Origin of the sequence: Niallia sp. FSL K6-0212, from assembly GCF_038007605.1 — a bacterium.
GTDB classification, from domain to species: Bacteria; Bacillota; Bacilli; order Bacillales; family Cytobacillaceae; genus Niallia; species Niallia circulans.
The window spans coordinates 4,219,101-4,234,767 of the sequence record NZ_JBBOXL010000001.1 but is presented as its reverse complement, the minus strand read 5'-3'; the positions used below and the strand labels follow the sequence as shown (position 1 = coordinate 4,234,767).

At 33.5% G+C, this 15,667-nt stretch carries 21 protein-coding genes and 1 other annotated feature; of the genes, 14 read left to right on the top strand and 7 right to left on the bottom strand.

All coding sequences use genetic code 11. From position 1 onward, the window contains the following. Window positions 1-53 precede the first annotated feature (53 nt). The 3 genes from MHH96_RS20350 (at window position 54) to MHH96_RS20340 (ending at window position 744) form a co-directional block, all read left to right on the top strand. Window positions 54-257 carry a helix-turn-helix transcriptional regulator gene (locus MHH96_RS20350; RefSeq protein ID WP_047941077.1) on the top strand — a complete coding sequence of 68 codons (204 nt, stop codon included), beginning with the start codon at window positions 54-56 and terminating at the stop codon, window positions 255-257. After that, entirely contained in the window at window positions 247-432 is a 186-nt protein-coding gene (locus MHH96_RS20345; protein ID WP_341117913.1) for a hypothetical protein, read from the top strand. The genes MHH96_RS20350 and MHH96_RS20345 overlap by 11 nt, the downstream gene beginning before the upstream one ends. 114 nt (window positions 433-546) lie before the next feature. After that, window positions 547-744 (top strand): hypothetical protein, encoded by a 198-nt coding sequence (locus MHH96_RS20340; protein ID WP_341117912.1) that lies wholly within the window; start codon window positions 547-549, stop codon window positions 742-744. A gap of 385 nt (window positions 745-1,129) precedes the next feature. On the opposite strand, the gene MHH96_RS20335 is transcribed toward MHH96_RS20340, so the two are convergent. The 3 genes from MHH96_RS20335 to MHH96_RS20325 all read right to left on the bottom strand — a co-directional run bounded on the left by MHH96_RS20335 (window position 1,130) and on the right by MHH96_RS20325 (window position 4,188). After that, on the bottom strand, window positions 1,130-2,350 hold the full coding sequence (locus MHH96_RS20335; protein WP_047941352.1) for an MFS transporter: 1,221 nt from the start codon (window positions 2,348-2,350) through the stop codon (window positions 1,130-1,132). A 68-nt stretch (window positions 2,351-2,418) separates the two neighbouring features. Further along, window positions 2,419-2,674 (bottom strand) — a binding site (T-box leader). A 245-nt stretch (window positions 2,675-2,919) separates the two neighbouring features. Next, the gene (locus tag MHH96_RS20330; RefSeq protein ID WP_061798403.1) at window positions 2,920-3,828 is read right to left on the bottom strand and encodes an alpha/beta hydrolase; all 909 of its coding nucleotides are present in this window, start codon (window positions 3,826-3,828) and stop codon (window positions 2,920-2,922) included. Window positions 3,829-4,053: 225 nt separating this feature from the next. Then, window positions 4,054-4,188, bottom strand: coding sequence for a hypothetical protein (locus MHH96_RS20325; protein ID WP_268874817.1), 135 nt, complete (start codon window positions 4,186-4,188; stop codon window positions 4,054-4,056). 123 nt (window positions 4,189-4,311) lie between these two features. Between MHH96_RS20325 and MHH96_RS20320 the strand changes: the two genes are divergently transcribed. After that, on the top strand, window positions 4,312-4,761 hold the full coding sequence (locus tag MHH96_RS20320; RefSeq protein ID WP_061798399.1) for an OsmC family protein: 450 nt from the start codon (window positions 4,312-4,314) through the stop codon (window positions 4,759-4,761). A gap of 25 nt (window positions 4,762-4,786) precedes the next feature. Further along, window positions 4,787-5,035 (top strand): YqkE family protein, encoded by a 249-nt coding sequence (locus tag MHH96_RS20315; protein WP_047941071.1) that lies wholly within the window; start codon window positions 4,787-4,789, stop codon window positions 5,033-5,035. Between the two features lie 39 nt (window positions 5,036-5,074). Here MHH96_RS20315 and MHH96_RS20310 read toward each other — a convergent pair whose 3' ends face one another. Next, complete coding sequence (locus tag MHH96_RS20310) at window positions 5,075-5,389, bottom strand: hypothetical protein (protein ID WP_047941070.1); 315 nt, start codon at window positions 5,387-5,389, stop codon at window positions 5,075-5,077. 192 nt (window positions 5,390-5,581) lie between these two features. Between MHH96_RS20310 and MHH96_RS20305 the strand changes: the two genes are divergently transcribed. Then, the gene (locus tag MHH96_RS20305; protein WP_061798397.1) at window positions 5,582-6,094 is read left to right on the top strand and encodes a DUF402 domain-containing protein; all 513 of its coding nucleotides are present in this window, start codon (window positions 5,582-5,584) and stop codon (window positions 6,092-6,094) included. Between the two features lie 144 nt (window positions 6,095-6,238). After that, on the top strand, window positions 6,239-6,421 hold the full coding sequence (locus MHH96_RS25690; RefSeq protein WP_369988174.1) for a hypothetical protein: 183 nt from the start codon (window positions 6,239-6,241) through the stop codon (window positions 6,419-6,421). Window positions 6,422-7,109: 688 nt separating this feature from the next. Here the strand turns inward: MHH96_RS25690 and MHH96_RS20295 are convergent. From MHH96_RS20295 to MHH96_RS20285, 3 genes are all read right to left on the bottom strand, one after another. Then, a complete protein-coding gene (locus tag MHH96_RS20295; protein WP_047941068.1) occupies window positions 7,110-7,550 on the bottom strand; it encodes a hypothetical protein in 441 nt (146 codons plus the stop codon). Then, entirely contained in the window at window positions 7,547-7,753 is a 207-nt protein-coding gene (locus MHH96_RS20290) for a helix-turn-helix transcriptional regulator (protein WP_047941067.1), read from the bottom strand. The genes MHH96_RS20295 and MHH96_RS20290 overlap by 4 nt, the downstream gene beginning before the upstream one ends. Window positions 7,754-7,894: 141 nt before the next feature. After that, window positions 7,895-8,782: a ribokinase gene (locus MHH96_RS20285; RefSeq protein ID WP_341117911.1), complete on the bottom strand. Its 888-nt coding sequence runs from the start codon at window positions 8,780-8,782 to the stop codon at window positions 7,895-7,897. A gap of 185 nt (window positions 8,783-8,967) precedes the next feature. Here MHH96_RS20285 and MHH96_RS20280 point away from each other — a divergent pair, with 185 nt between their 5' ends. The 7 genes from MHH96_RS20280 (at window position 8,968) to MHH96_RS20250 (ending at window position 15,634) form a co-directional block, all read left to right on the top strand. Continuing rightward, window positions 8,968-9,519, top strand: a complete 552-nt coding sequence (locus MHH96_RS20280) for a short-chain dehydrogenase (protein WP_341117910.1) — start codon at window positions 8,968-8,970, stop codon at window positions 9,517-9,519. Between the two features lie 33 nt (window positions 9,520-9,552). Next, on the top strand, window positions 9,553-9,882 hold the full coding sequence (locus MHH96_RS20275) for an HIT domain-containing protein (RefSeq protein WP_047941064.1): 330 nt from the start codon (window positions 9,553-9,555) through the stop codon (window positions 9,880-9,882). 216 nt (window positions 9,883-10,098) lie between these two features. After that, on the top strand, window positions 10,099-10,707 hold the full coding sequence (locus tag MHH96_RS20270; RefSeq protein ID WP_341117909.1) for a histidine phosphatase family protein: 609 nt from the start codon (window positions 10,099-10,101) through the stop codon (window positions 10,705-10,707). A 283-nt stretch (window positions 10,708-10,990) separates the two neighbouring features. Then, window positions 10,991-13,390 (top strand): Ig-like domain-containing protein, encoded by a 2,400-nt coding sequence (locus MHH96_RS20265; RefSeq protein WP_341117907.1) that lies wholly within the window; start codon window positions 10,991-10,993, stop codon window positions 13,388-13,390. Window positions 13,391-13,517: 127 nt separating this feature from the next. Then, the gene (locus MHH96_RS20260) at window positions 13,518-14,279 is read left to right on the top strand and encodes a GNAT family N-acetyltransferase (RefSeq protein ID WP_047941063.1); all 762 of its coding nucleotides are present in this window, start codon (window positions 13,518-13,520) and stop codon (window positions 14,277-14,279) included. Window positions 14,280-14,406: 127 nt separating this feature from the next. Further along, entirely contained in the window at window positions 14,407-14,937 is a 531-nt protein-coding gene (locus tag MHH96_RS20255) for an RNA polymerase sigma factor (RefSeq protein WP_047941062.1), read from the top strand. After that, window positions 14,921-15,634: a DUF4367 domain-containing protein gene (locus tag MHH96_RS20250; RefSeq protein ID WP_047941061.1), complete on the top strand. Its 714-nt coding sequence runs from the start codon at window positions 14,921-14,923 to the stop codon at window positions 15,632-15,634. Before MHH96_RS20255 ends, MHH96_RS20250 begins: the two co-directional genes overlap by 17 nt. The last annotated feature ends 33 nt before the right edge of the window (window positions 15,635-15,667 follow it).

Here is a 15,667-nt window from a genome sequence, read left to right as displayed (position 1 = left end):
ATCGAAATGTCATATATAATGTACTTACAGGTCTTCGTGAAAGGATGTCTAACTTGAACAAGGTCAAAGAGTATAGGAAACATTGCAGCTTAACCCAAATTGAACTCGCTAAGAAAGTAGGTGTAGCAAGACAGACCATTAATTTAATTGAGAATGATAAATATAATCCCTCTTTGTCTTTATGTATTTCCTTAGCCAAGGAGCTTAACACAGACCTTAATACACTATTTTGGGAGGATAATACTAATGAGGAATAAGATACTTAATCGTTTTATAGGGGTTTATGATGATCGAGATGAATACCAGCTCTATGAAATCCATAAAGAATTAGCCTTTTCTGGAATTATGCTGTGGTATTTGACCACACTATTAATGATTATGAGTCTCATTATCGACACAATTCATCATACACTTTCATTTGCAACTCCATAGCTTTTCATTATTAATATGATTTATGCAATTCTGACACTTATAAAAATAAGAAAGAAACAGCTTGATGAAACGGATTGTGCTTCTATAGAAGAGTACGAAGAAAAGAGAAAGCAATTGAAAAAATCGTCGTTCCTAGCTGGCATTCAATGGGGCTTAAGTATGTTAATTTTGATGGAATATGTATTTCCATATTTGTCAACAGGCGAATTAAACCTTGAGTGGTGGAACGTATTAATCTGGCTTTTAGGTGGAATGTTATTTGGTATGACAATGTATTTGTTCTCTAAATCAAAGCTGCAGAAACACTTTTGATTTAGTTCGGCTTTTGCTGTAAGATCCTGAACATATGATACTCGCTTTTAAAGAGAGCGTATGTTTCAAAATGTATAATAAAACGAACATTATACTAATTATTGATAAACATAGAGATATGGAAGAAAGGTTGTAATTATTATTTTAGCAGTATTTTCTCCTGTTTCTTTCATTTTGCTGTCCTTTACTTATGTTGGATATAATAATGCTGGATATGCAGACAAATAGGATTACCCTTATTCTTATAGTTAATGGAATAAAAAAATTAGTTTAGATTGATGGCAAAAGTCCTTGAGAGAAATCCTATTCTCAAGGACTTTTGTATTTTTGTCATATTCAAGATCTAATTATAAGGAAAAGCACTAACGAGTATGTATATTTAGTATTATTCCTCTGTATAAAACGCTGCTTTCGAAGGCTGTGTATTAAAGATAAATAATATAATTGTTACTGCAAACATAATGGTGCTTCCTAATATGATAACAGACTTAATGGAAATCATTTCAGCCATTATCCCAAAAAGTATGGTCGAAATAATGATAAAAAAGGCTTCAATGCATCTGTACACACTACCAATCCTTCCCATTATATGTACGGGAATATTATTTTGATAAAATGTGTTAAATCCGGTGTTAAGAAAAGCCATAGAAAAGGAAAGGATAAAAAAACCAATTGCTGCTATCAAAAAATTAGCAGAAAATGCATAAATCAGATATCCGATCGATACCATTAAGGATCCAAGACCAATCAGCCAAGAGGTAGCAACCTTTTTAACAATTATGATATTTACTAGTGCGCCAACAATTATCCCCGCACCAGCAATACTCACCAGAAATCCATAATCTCTCTCTGACAATAGAAGCACTTCTCTCGAAAACGCTGCTTCCAGTGAATCTACAGCAGTTGCCAAAACCATCACTGTACTAAAGAGTAAATAAATAATGATAATATACAGGTGGTTCCGGCTAAAATCGACAACTAATCTCCAATCTTGTTTTAAAATCTTTAAAGTTATTTTTTTATCTTCTGTTTCAATAAAATCATTTTTTTCAATATTTGGCATAATAAGTGTGATAAGAGCTGAAATGAAAAGGGCTATTGCATTACTATAGATGGCAAAATTAGGTGTGCCAATCATAAATAGCATTCCCGCTATGGCAGGCCCTATCACAAATGCTCCAGAATCAATTAAGCTTCGAAGTGAATTAAACCTTTTTCTTTGATCTGGAGGAATTAACTTGGTAATGTACGGTACTGACGTTTGTTCATACATGGAACTAGCTACATTAATAAAAAAAACGAGTGTATAAATGGCAGAAAGAGATGCTAGGGAAGGCAATAAGGCAATGAACACTGCTTGGAATATGTTCAGCAAAACCATCAGATGTTTTTTATTCAATCGGTCTATTAAACTACCGGACCAAAAGTTTGTAAAAAATGCAGATAGAGCCCTAAGTATATACAACCCCGAAACAGCAAGTACTCCCATCCTATCAAGAACGATTAAATTTAGTGCTATAAAATAGACCCATTCTCCAATACTGGAAACACCAATGCTTGATAATAAGATAGAAGGGTATTTCCACGACTTCACTAACTTGTTTATACGCAATTTATTTCCTCCTTAAAAATGTAAAATTGGATAAGAAAAAAACTCACCCCCAAGATTTTAGTCTTGAGGACGAGTTGCTGCGCGCCGTGGTGCCACCCCAGTTTGACAATATGTTACCATATTATCCTTTGTAGGTACGGTATGAAGTCCATACGTATACCCTAGCTCGATAACAGGAGCACCTGTCACACCATCACCTATATGGATCCGATGTGCCACTCAGAGGCTTGCTTCCAACCATTATTCCTACTCCTTTCCACCAACTGGAGCTCTCTTTGAAGAATTGCATGATTGTACTCTTCTCTTCATCGCATGTATTTGTTTATGGCATTTTAATGTTATTTACCATATCAAACCTTCTAGGGGATGTAAAGAAATTTTTAAAAATAATGAAATAATAATTATTATAATGAATGTGGATAGTTTCTCTTTTACGAAGGGGCAAGATGAGCTTTTCAAGAAGGCGATCTTATAATAAAGAATTATAAGAAAAGCCATCGTTTCGATGGCTTTATCTGAATACACTATTATTTAGCAGAATTAGCGTTGTTAAGCCTTAAATTTTAACTTTGCACATATTCCTTTAAAAAATCATCAACGGCTTTTTCATAAGCCTCTTTGTTCTCATTATAGCTTTGAGCATGTGTACCATTAACAGCAAAAAATAATTTTTTAGGACCTTTCTTTTTATCGAAAAGTTTTTGCGTCATTTCTGGCAAGATAAAATCATCTTTCTTGCTATGGATAAATAACATCGGACTTTTTATTTTATCAATGACAGAGATAGGAGAAATATCTTTAATGGAATAGCGAGCTCTGGCACGTAAAAATAAATTAGCGATAGGAATAAAGATTTTTCCAGGTAGTTTTATTTCCTGTTTGATGACATAATCTAAAAGCTCCTTGAAATCGGAAAATGGACAATCCGCAATATAGAAATCGGCGCCATCCTCGATTCCGCCAGCATAAAGAATCATTGTTGCTGCACCCATCGATTCACCATGAATCCCTAAAAGAATATCTTTTCCTTTTTCTTGTTTAAGCCAATCAACAATTTGCTTTAAGTCAAATTTTTCGTAATAGCCAAAGCTTGTATTTTTCCCGCCCGACTCTCCATGTCTGCGATGATCGTAAATAATACCATTGAAGCCTCTTTCTAAAAATAAGTTCATATATTTAATCGAACTCGTTTTATTTTCCGTGACTCCATGGGAAATGATGACATATTTCTTCGTATCAAAAGGCTCTACTAGGATTGCTTTTAAAGCATAACCATAAGGAGAAGGAATGGTAATTTCTTGTTTAGTTAAATTTTCATAAGAAACAGGGTCTAATCTGCCAGCTTCTTTTTCTCTATTTACAATAAAGTCATTGTCTTTTTTCTTCATATACATTAATCGATTGGAACAGTATAAACCAATGGAAGTAATAAATAATAACACAGAAAACAAATAACGAAACAGCTTTCTCAAACCGATTCCTCCAGTAAGTTGAAAAATTTAGCAGAAACTAATTTGAGTGTATCATTTCTTTAGAAAGAAACAAAATGGACAACTTCTTTAATTATCAAAAATTAGACTTATACAGATGGCTGTTATGATAAAAAATTTTATGCAAAATGAAATAAATGGTTACAGATAAAGGTAGCTGGGAGAGAGAAAAGCCACACCTTCGTAGAAGGTGTGGTGTGGCTTGGACTACTGTTTAGAATTTTGTCTGTTTGTTGGATGGATGGCCTTTTCTAATTCTTCTGCGGCAATTGTTTGTTTGACAGTATCTGCATTAGGCTTACCAGCTTGACTGTAGCCTTTGTCGCGTTTCTGAGTCATCATGCTTCCCCCCTTTTTTATAGAAGTGAAGATACTAGCAATCGTCTTCGTATCCAATTCTCTAATATAACTTGAGTAAAAAAATATGTTATTATACATACAGCATAGTAAAAAGAAGGGTGAATTATGGCAGAACATCATTTTTATTTAAAAGCTGATTGGCCAGGATATCGAAATGATATTGGGACAATCGAAAGTGGCAATTTAAAAACAAAAATATCGATTCCAAAAGAAATGGAAGGACCTGGTGTCGGTACTAATCCAGATGAAATGCTTCTCGGAGCAGCAGCAACTTGCTTTATTATTACACTTGCTGCAATGATGGAAAGAAGTCGACTTGAGAAGGAAAGCTTAACATTAGAATCAGAAGCAGTAGTTGATGTCACAAACGGTGTATTTACTTACAAAAAAATTATTCATCGCCCGAAGATTGTGCTCAAAAAAGAGGCTGCTGAAAAAGACATAAAGCTTGCAGCAAAACTTGCCCATAAAGCGGAAGAGAGCTGCATGATTACAAGAGCGATTAAAGGGAATGTAGAAGTCGAATTAGAAGAAACAATAGAACTTGCACTGTAAAATCCAAAGAAGGAGGGGGATTCAGATGGCAAAGCAGCGGAGACATGTACAAAAAACAAAACAGGAGGATAAGCCTGTTACATTAGGGGATCTTCTAAATGAACAGTTAGCAGATCAACTGAAAAATAAAAAGCAAGAACTAAAACAACAAGAAGAGGCCAAGCAAAAAGCAGAAGAAGAAAGAAAAAGAGAAGAACGTCGACAAAGAGAAAAAAATAAAAGTTTTGAAGAACTGTTAAATGAAAATGCGATGAATTGGAAGGATTTTAAGTAAGAAGAAAAGGATATCGATTAAGGTATCCTTTTTTAATAATTACTTTATTTCTGTTATTTTGGTGAAATTTTTTTCTTTTATTTGACTATTTTTGGGGTGAAGCAAAGCTTGGAATTCTTGAAATAACGCAGCAATTTCCGTTTGTTCATTGATTAAAGCAATATTGGCATGATAGTCTTGTTCACTCTGATAGGTCGTGATTTCCAGCCATTTTGTCGGATCATCATTACTTTGTAAATAGGTTGTTGTTGAATCGATATACTTGCGATAGATGTTGCTTGCTTTCTCTTGAATACAGAAATATTCTTTGATTTTATCGGTTGGTATATGATATTCATATACTTTTACATACATTTACTCTCCTCCTTCGATTTTAATTAATTAGTAATTCTTATTTTAGCATGTTTACAAAGACATTTAGTGAGAATGTATCAGGATAAGAATATTTGAGCTGAATATTCTGTGGATTTGATCTGTATAAATGTTTGTTTTGCCTATAAGATAGGGAAAAAAGAGTAAAGTTGAATCGAATTTGGAGATGATAGAGTGGTAAACTTGCAATTAAAGGATAGAGAAAATATAGTCGAACGGAAAATTCGCTATGATTCTACCATAGAAGAATATCAATGCAAACTTCTTCAATCGGATAAAAGGAAAATCACTCTCTTGCATCAAGTGGAAAAGTCATTTGAAATGAGGAAAGGCAAACAAAAACTAGTTATTCCGAAAGGGACCTATACGTTTGCTTATTATTGGTTGGATCAGCCATATAATTTATACTTTTGGCGAGATGCAACTGGAAAATATTTAGGAGCGTATTTCAATATTGTGAGAAAAAATTGGTTTCAAAACGATATGGTTATCTATGAAGATTTAATTATTGATATTGTCGTTAAACCTAATCAAATGTATTATATTTTGGATCAAGAAGAATTACCTCAGCCCATTGAAACGTTTGAAAAAGGATTTGTTCAAAAAGCATTACAACAATTGTTAAAGCATAAAGATGGTATTCTTGCAGAGGTATCTAGAGAAACAGCAGATTTGTTTCGCCTATAAAATGGAGCTATGTACGTATTTTTAAAGGGAAGCTCCAGATCATTGCAGCAAACTTTAGAATATCCTAAAAAATATAGTATGCTCATCTTTCTTTTGTTAAAATTTAACTTAAATTGGCAGGCTTTATTTGAAAGGATGAAGAGCTTGACTATTACCCACGAATTTGGAATCATTGAAAATTTCAATAAACAGTATGTATATAATCATTACACTCCAGATATTTATGATTGTATACCTGTAAATGATGATTTTATACAAGAGCTGATAAAACCATTAGCGATGATGAAAACATACTTCCAACATCTGAACGACCGGCTAAAGGTTTAGCCTATTACGGAATAACACTTATTCCTCCTGAATCGTTACCATTTTTTTTAGATATCGTTGCGTCTAAAAAATCAGGGCAGCTTATTGATCTAGCTCGAAAAATAACAGCAGCGCAGGAAGCAGAAAAATACATGATTCACTATGGGATTTAAGCCATAGTAAATCATGTAATTTTGTCGCTTTATTTTTTACTTTTACCTTGAAAATAAGGAATATCTAGAAACGTAAGACCTATTGCTAAGCCAAGAGAGGTAAAAGAAAATGCAAAAGTCTTCTGATTCGGATGAAAAAAATAAGAAAATAGATAATTAACTAAGCTGAATAAGAGAAACAGGCAAATACATTGCGATACCTTCTTTGCCAATAAAGACCAGCTAAAGTTTTTCTTCCACGTGAATACTGCCATCCATAGTAAGTAAAATATAAAACAAAATAGGAATATGATATATCCAATGATAAAATAAAAGGGAAAAGTGGTAGTAAAATCTTTATAGATAAAATAAAAAGCTATTCCAGTTAGGAGGAAAAAAATAATATATAAAAAAAGGGTTAGCCTGCTAAAAAAATTATTCATATTACACCTTTTTCTAACATTTATTAATGCTATGATTCTAGTATTACACTACAATAATTATAAGCGAAAGTGGTAGATTAATCCAGCAGGCTAAAATAAATGTCAGTAAGAGAGTTAAACTTCATCCTCATCATCCAAATCTCTTCCTTTTTTATTCCGTAAATAATAAGTATAAAGTACAGGTATGATCCCGCATATAAATACTATTCCGCCAATAAGAACACCATTTAAGATACGCTCTCTATCAGAGAGGATTATTAGAATTCCAATAAGCACGGAAAGCAGAGTGACAATAGTAATAGAAAGAGATAGTCCCTTTTTAGGGTCCTTTTTGCTGTTTTCATGATCGACGCTTATATTCATTGATAGATAGGCTGAAATGATGCTAGTAATAATAAATACATACCATAACGGATTGTCTCTCATTCCAACTAAGCCTTTTGTAATAAGGTCATAGCCTAATATGCCAATAATACCAAGCGTTTGAATGATATAGGCTACTTTAATATTTTGTAAGTTTTTCATAATTAGACGTTCATCTTTTATTTTTTTCACTTTTCTTCCTCCTTGTCTACCCAAAATAATTCATCTAATGTTCTGTTGAGGGAATAACAGAGCTCAAGACAAAGTTTTAAAGTAGGATTGTATTTTCCTTTTTCAATAAGACTGATTGTTTGACGAGTAACGCCAATCTTATCCGCTAATTGCTGCTGGGTTAAATCTGCTTGAATTCTTGCAATTTTAATATGGTTCTTCAAGGCAATCCTCCTTATTGATGGAATGTATATATTACATTATAACTAATATATATTGCTAAATGCAATATATATATTCCGTTTGGTGATTGTGATTCCATAAAAAAGAGAGAATCACTACTTAAATTCTCACTTTTTTATCATCTATTTCTTTGTGAACGTCATTACTTCTTGCAAATTTGGAATAGAGGAGGAGGCCCCTTTCCGTGTTACAGCAATTGCAGCAGCTTTTGCAGCCATTTGCAAGGCATGTTTTATTTCCGCCTGCTGGGAAACTTGACTTAAAAAGTATCCTAAAAAGGTATCACCTGCAGCGGTTGTATCAACTGCATCTACTTTAAAAGCAGCTTGTCTATGTTCTTCTAAACTATCTTTATAAATTACACCTTCATTGCCCAATGTTAAGACGACTTTTAGCTGCTTGTTTAAGGATAAAAGCTTTTGAAAAATCTTGTCATTTGTATGTTCATTCGTTATTGCTTTTGCTTCTATTTCATTTAATATTAAGTAATCAATTTTTGAAAAATCTAGGTTGGTAATTGTCTCATCGATAGGTGATGGATTAAGAGCAATCTTTAATCCTCTTTTGTGTGCAGTTTCCACTATGTATGCTAAATCGTTTATTTCATTTTGCAATAACAGTAAATCGTTCTGGGAAAAATTCGCTAAAACTTGGTTAATATGATCAATCGTTATTTCTTTATTTGCTCCGCCTAATAAAAGAATACAGTTTTCTCCACTAGCAGAGACTTGAATAATGGCGTGGCCAGTTGTGTTCCCATTCTCACCAATCCAATCAACATTTACATTTGCTTCCGCTAATACTTCTTTTAAAAATAAGCCGTCTTTTCCAATATTCCCTCCGTGGTATACTTGTGCTCCAGCTTTAGCAAGTGCAATTGATTGATTTAATCCTTTTCCGCCCGGAAATTCTTCATAATTCGTAGAAGATAAAGTTTCGCCAGCAGAAACAAAGTGAGGAACCGAATATACTTTATCAATATTTAAAGAACCAAAATTCAAAATCTTCAAGTCTTTCCCCCCATAGTTTTTAACTTATTTATAGAATATCACTGATTTTACTTTAAATAAACGGGTTAAGTTTGTTAGAGTAATAAGATAAGAGGAATTATTAGGAAATTTTAGGAGCGTTTTGGGTAGTAAGCAAGACATGAAAACTGATTGGTTAAAGGCTTATTTATAAGGAGGAGCAAAATATGAAGCATGCCTTAATTATTGGAGGCACAGGAATGCTTTTTGATGTGTCTGGATGGCTGGCTGAGCAAGAGGATTGCAGATTATCTATTGTTGGCAGAAAAGCTGCCCCAATAAATAGTTTAATAGATAACCTGGACCATAAAACGAAAATAACCCCCTTACTGGTTGATTATACAAATCACACTGCGTTTAGGGAGAAATTAGAATGGTCTATACAACAGAATGGACCAATTGATTTGGTTGTAGCATGGGTTCATTTGATAGGAAAAAATGCTTTGAATATAGTAAAGGACGAACTTTCCGAAAGCAGACAGAATTGGCGTTTGTTTCACATTACTGGGAGCAGCTCGGATTTGTCCAAAATAAAGAAGGAACTAACGATTCCCCCTAATTGCAGCTATCATCAGATTCAATTAGGATTTATTGTGGAGAATAGCTCCTCCAGATGGCTTACACATAAAGAGATTTCAGCTGGAGTGATTGATGCCATAAAAAATAATTGGAAGAGAAAAGTAGTAGGTGTAGTGGAACCATGGGAGAAAAGACCATAGACAAGTGTTTAAAAAGGAAATGGAGGAAAAAAGATGTCTGAAGATTTTTATTGTGACGAAGTTCTTAGTGGAAAAACAAAGGTTAGAAAAGTGATGGAAACAGAAAATGTGTTAGCATATTATCATACAAAACCCTTTTATCCAGTTCATATAGTAGCAATTCCCAAAAAACACATCGCTTCTCTTATTGCATTAGAAGAAGGAGATAATCATTTACTATTGGAGCTTTTGGGCGTTGTAAAGCAAGTAGCTGCTACCGTGACAAAGGAACATGGTGCATGCAGAGTTATCACCAATCTTGGCAAGTATCAAGACTCCAAACATCTTCATTGGCATATTGTTCATGGCAAACCGCTAAGGTAAATGGTCGAATCTAAAAATATAGTAAAATATCATTATTCATTTCAAATACTGAATATTTCTGAAACGGAAATTATTTAATAAGGGAGATTACAAGCTAGGAAGGGGCGCCCCCTATCCTTATGTTCACTACTGAAAAAGGGTTTTATGGAAACTTCACCGGTAAAAGGAATAAAAACCATTTTGTTGTTCAGAAATGGTAGATTAGGAGATCTAGAAATGCTAACCCTTTACATAACAAGACATGGAGAAACACAGTGGAATATAGAAAAAAGAATGCAAGGATGGAGTGATTCAGACTTAACGGAAAAAGGAAAAAAGAATGCAGTATTATTAGGTGAAAGATTGAAAGAAATAGAATTTGCTGCAATCTATACAAGCCCTAGTAAAAGAACGGTCGCAACAGCAAACCTTATAAAAGGAGATAGGCAGATTCCGATTATTTTCGATGATCATTTAAAAGAAATTAATATGGGAAAATGGGAAGGAAAGAAAGCAGAATATTTGAAAGACAGCTATCCAGAAGCATTTGATTTCTTTTGGAATGCCCCTCATCGTTACAAATCCAGCGATGGCGAAGATTTTTTTGCAGTGGAAAAGAGGGTTAAACAAGCATTAAATATAGTGAAAGAAAATTATGCTTCGGGTAATGTTCTGCTTGTAACGCACTCCGTGGTGATAAAGTTATTACTAGCAATTTTTAAAGAGCTGCCAATGGAGAAAATCTGGGAACCACCTTTTATTCATGATACTAGTCTTACTGTTATAGAAATCAACGGTGATATGGGCAGGATTGTATTAGAAGGGGATCTATCACATCGGGTGTAGAGATATTTTGACTACTCCTGTTTATATTTTTTACCACCATTTTATGCTTAAGGCATTAACTTTTTAGATGACTATTTATATAAAATGTTGAGGACGGGAAAAAGATAAAATATGGAAGAAGATTACCGATAAAAAAGAAGAAAGGAGAATTAATGTCGTTTAAAATCAGCAAAAAAAGATTTAAAAATAATTGAAAGCTTGAATTTCAATTGTCTTTTATATTAAGTATAAAATTAATGAAACTAAACAACGATTATAGAGAGACTTACAGGGGGAGAGTTTTTTGCGAAAAAAAGTGCATTTATTTATAGCTATTATACTGCTGTTATCATTATTTGTTCCTTATGGTTCTAACAGCAAAATAAAGGCAGCTTCAAATGCGATATCGATTAATTTCCAAGCAGATGATGCAGTGATTGATCCAAATCGCCCATATATTTATATGGTAGAAACAGGTAAGCCTATTTTGCATAGAGTAAATTATCTAACGGGAGAAATAAAAAAGATAAATCTTAAATACCCAGCAGAAAAAGTGGAAGTATACAAGGACAAAGTCTATGTGACTCAGCATTTAATGAAACATTCATATTATACGGAAAAGGGCTTAAAAGGAGCCATTGCAGAAGTGGATGCCGGAAATTTTACTTTATTAGATACCTTTCCAATATCCACAGATCCATGGGATATTGCGATCGATCAGAATGGCTACCTTTATATAACTCCTGGTTCTAATCAATGGGAAACTATTAAGGTTTATTCCTTAAATTCGAAAAAAGAAGTAGCAGAAGATGCTGGCGATGATAATACATCCATTTACATGGAATCTAGTATTTCCTACAATGAAAAGTTACACCGTCTTTATACATTGGACTTAGCAATAAGTCCAATAGATGCCTATGCCTATCTAATTGATAATGGCAAGATTGTAGACCATTATGACTCCCCATATCACGGAGACTATCATTTAAGCTCGGAAATGGTTATAAGCCCAGACGGACAATATATGTACAATATGAATGGGGTTGTATTTCGTTTATCAACTGTACAAGAAGAGGATATGACTTTCGATTTTGAATTTAGGATGGGCTATGATGAGGAAAATAATGAATATGAAACTTTTAATGACATTGCCTTTGATGATTCTGGAAGAAGAACTTATATAGCTAGTAGTTTTGGGGGAATAGATGTTTATGGCTATGGATCTGCCGATTATTACTATTCATTAAAAGAAGATTATTTTGTTCATTCTCTCTTTTATCAAAATGGATTAATTGCTATCTATGAAGATGAGAACGGAAATAACTATGTAGAGTATATGAAAAACACTGAGCCGTCTTCCTTTGAATTAACGGATTCATTGTTTTATGATGTTAAAAATGACGTGTGGGCAAGTTTAAGACAAGATAATAGTAATCTGGAAATCGATTCTGAACTTTTATTCTTTTTTAATCAGGGGATTAGATGGAAGGATAGAAATGGAATAACTCTTATGGAGGGGGATAAGAAGATTCCTATTCAAATAGAGTCTGATGATAATTATTTGCATATACTCCCAGAATTATTAACAAAGGGAAAAAAATATAAATTAACGATAAATAAAAATGCTATTAGCGGTTATGCAGGCAAAAGCTTGGATCGTGATATTGTCATAACATTTGGAACGATTGTTGAACCAGTGTCAGAGGTGTTTCTGGAAAAAGATAGTTCACAAGCACCCAAGATGTATACATTTATTGGAGGAACTACGGGAGGAAGCAATCCTCTATATGAGTTTTATATAAAAGACGGGAATAATTGGAAAAAAATACAAAGTTATAGTAGGAATAATAAGCTAGAATGGCAGCCAGCAGGTACTGGAACTTTTCAATTTAAAGTATATGCGAAAAGTTCTGGTAGTAGGAATCTCTATGATTCTGTACGCGAGTTTAGCCAAAAAGTTACAGATACAATAAAGCCGAGTATTACTATTACACAAAAAACTAAGAAACCAACAAACCGAGATATAGAACTCCAAATAACCGCAAAGGATAATTTTGGAATTCGGTATATCCAGCTACCTGATGGGAAGAAAGTGAATAATGAAAACGTAAAGTACATGGTGAAAAAGAATGGAACATATACCTTTACTGTTGTAGATTTGGGAGGAAATAAACAGGTTAAGTCTATAACCATAAAAAATATCGATAAAACACCTCCAAACGAACCTCAAATTAAGGAAGTTACAGATAAGTCGACAACTGTATCAGGAAAAGGAGAAGTAAATGCAAAAGTTGTAGTACTGGCAGGTAAAAAGGAACTAGGAAAAAGTACAGTACAAAAAGATGGTCGTTTCCAAATAAAGATTTCAAAACAAAAGGCAGGAACCAAATTAGTAATTAAGATAATAGACGCAGCTGGGAATAGTACATCCAAAGCAATAAAAGTTATCGACAAGACTCCTCCAGCAAAGCCAAAGATTACGACAAATGTAACATCGAAGACGACACTTATTGCTGGAAAAGTAGAAGCGAACGCAACTATTACTATTTATAATGGAAAGAAATTCGTGCAAAAAACAACAGCTGATGCAAAAGGTTCCTTTAAAATGACAATCAAAAAACAAAAGAAAAATACAAACTTATTGATATATGCACAAGATAAGGCAAAGAATAAGAGTCAAGCAACAAAAATAAAAGTGAAATAAAATAATAGGATATCGTTTGTGTAAGGAAAGGCGATATCCTATTATTATAGTTTTTTCCATAGTTTCTATAATTCGAAGTTTTGGCAGAAATGAGTGAACATTTTGCGATGGGGAGTGGAGAAACATTTTGAATAAAATAGAGCTGATTGAATTAACCGCAGAAAATATACAAGCAAATGGCTGCTATTGTTTAAGAAGCAAACAGAAGTCAACAGGCTATCAAGCAAAAAAAGCATGGTTAATAGATCAATTTGGACAAGGATTGAAATATATTCAACTAATGGAGAATGACAAGCTGGCCGGTTTTATTGAATATACACCCATAGAACATTCCTCCAGAGTAGTATATGGGGAAAATTACTATGTCATCCATTGTCTATGGGTAAATATAACGGGTAAAGGCTATGCAACTCAGCTAATTGAAAAGGTAATTCAAGATGCAAAAAATCATAAAAAGGATGGCGTTATCGTGGTAACAAATCCAACAACCTCTTGGACGCCAAGCAAGGAAGTTTTCTTAAAAAAAGATTTCACTGAACTAGAAGATGCTCCCTATGGATTCGAGTTATTAGTCTACAAAATAAATGAAGCAGCAAATCCATATTTTCCGAATGATTGGGAAGAACGACTGACACTTCATAACAACCAATTAACCATTCTCCGCACAGCGCAATGCCCCTATATCGATATAGCCATCGATAATGTAATAGAAGCAGCTAGTAAATTACAAATAAAGGCAGAAATTCACCATCTCCAAACACGTGAAGAATTATTAAAGCTGTCGCCAACTCCATATGGTGTTTATGGAGTGATTTTTATGAATAAATTAGTCGCTTATCACCGGCTTACAGTTCATTCTGCGATGAAAAGAATGAAGGAATTTATATAAACAGAGAATTACCGAAAGTGGACCTCTTTGCAGGAATCCACTTTTTATTTTTGAAAATATTTAAAAAAAGTAAAACTTTTTAGAACTCTATCCGTCTATACATAGAATTTTTAATAAAGGAGGGGAAATGGTGGAAAATGAGAAAGATAAAATCATCTTAGAATGGTATGAAAAGTTTGGAGAAGCTATTTTTAAATATATTTTCATCATGATTCAAGATTATCAGCAGGCAGAAGATTTAACAAACGATACTTTTTTGAAAGCTTTTATCCACTTGGAAACATTTAAAAGGGATGCAAGTGAAAAAACGTGGCTGTATCGGATTGCTCATAATCTCACCGTCGATATGATTAGAAAAAAGAAGCCGGTAATACTGCTAAAAGAAGCTTTTTTATTTAAAAAAGATGAGAATCCATTACCTGAAGAGATGCTGCAGATCAGAGAACAATCATTAGAAATTTACAAGGCGTTAAGTACCTTGAAATCAACTTATCGAGAAATCATTATTCTAAGAAAATTAAAAGAATTCTCTATTGAAGAAACGGCAGGGATTTTAGGATGGTCAGAGGCTAAAGTGAAGTCGACCTTATTTCGAGCCATGAGAGCTTTGGAGAAAGAATTAAAAAAGGAGGGAGAATTAAATGGAAAAATTATATAAGGAACAACTAGATGCAGAATTGAGGGACTTAGAAGCTGATATATATTGGAATAAAGAACGAAAAGATGCTTTGCATTTAAAGCTGAAGGAGCAGATGAAGAATAATCGGAAAACGAAAAATGCACTTCAACCATTCCCTTTTGTGGCAATTATAGGAGCGGCAGTGATTCTCTTTCTTTTCACTCAAATGGAAATGGAATCACTCCCATTTGAAAAAGGGGCAGCAAAAAATGCAGCTTTCGATATGGAAGCGGATCAAGATGAAAGAGTAGTTTTTACAGTTGAAGAGCAGAATAAAATCGAAAATAAAACAACTGTTTATCTATCAGAGGAAGCGATATTACCATATAACCTAAATACTAAAAATTTATCTTCCATTGTAGTTGTCGGTGAACCAAAAATAAGTGCGAGAAAAGAAAAGCGTTCCATTCTAGTTAATGTTGATTATCCGTTAAAGAATGGCCAATATTTTTCTATCCATTCAGAAAAAAAGCCTAATAATATGCGAGGAAACGGAATAAATAGTGTGGTGAAAAAAGAATACGAGATCACGATTAATAATCAAGAGGCTGTTTTAGTAGATATGGAGAAAAAGCCAAAATTAATACTAAAAACAGATAGATACCAATATACTATCTCGGGTGTAAAAGATGTAAGAGATTTAATCAAAATTGCCGAAATGATAGAATTTTATTGAAGAACAGAATGATAAATTTGTGATTGGAAAATT

Bases quoted from the DNA above. Each gene is read 5' to 3' on its own strand.
- MHH96_RS20255 (WP_047941062.1), top strand. From the start codon at position 14,407: ATGGTGGAAAATGAGAAAGATAAAATCATCTTAGAATGGTATGAAAAG.
- MHH96_RS20250 (WP_047941061.1), top strand. From the start codon at position 14,921: ATGGAAAAATTATATAAGGAACAACTAGATGCAGAATTGAGGGACTTA.
- MHH96_RS20315 (WP_047941071.1), top strand. From the start codon at position 4,787: ATGGCAAAGCAGCGGAGACATGTACAAAAAACAAAACAGGAGGATAAG.
- MHH96_RS20275 (WP_047941064.1), top strand. From the start codon at position 9,553: ATGTCTGAAGATTTTTATTGTGACGAAGTTCTTAGTGGAAAAACAAAG.
- MHH96_RS20310 (WP_047941070.1), bottom strand. From the start codon at position 5,389: ATGTATGTAAAAGTATATGAATATCATATACCAACCGATAAAATCAAA.
- MHH96_RS20280 (WP_341117910.1), top strand. From the start codon at position 8,968: ATGAAGCATGCCTTAATTATTGGAGGCACAGGAATGCTTTTTGATGTG.
- MHH96_RS20345 (WP_341117913.1), top strand. From the start codon at position 247: ATGAGGAATAAGATACTTAATCGTTTTATAGGGGTTTATGATGATCGA.
- MHH96_RS20325 (WP_268874817.1), bottom strand. From the start codon at position 4,188: ATGATGACTCAGAAACGCGACAAAGGCTACAGTCAAGCTGGTAAGCCT.
- MHH96_RS20270 (WP_341117909.1), top strand. From the start codon at position 10,099: ATGCTAACCCTTTACATAACAAGACATGGAGAAACACAGTGGAATATA.
- MHH96_RS20320 (WP_061798399.1), top strand. From the start codon at position 4,312: ATGGCAGAACATCATTTTTATTTAAAAGCTGATTGGCCAGGATATCGA.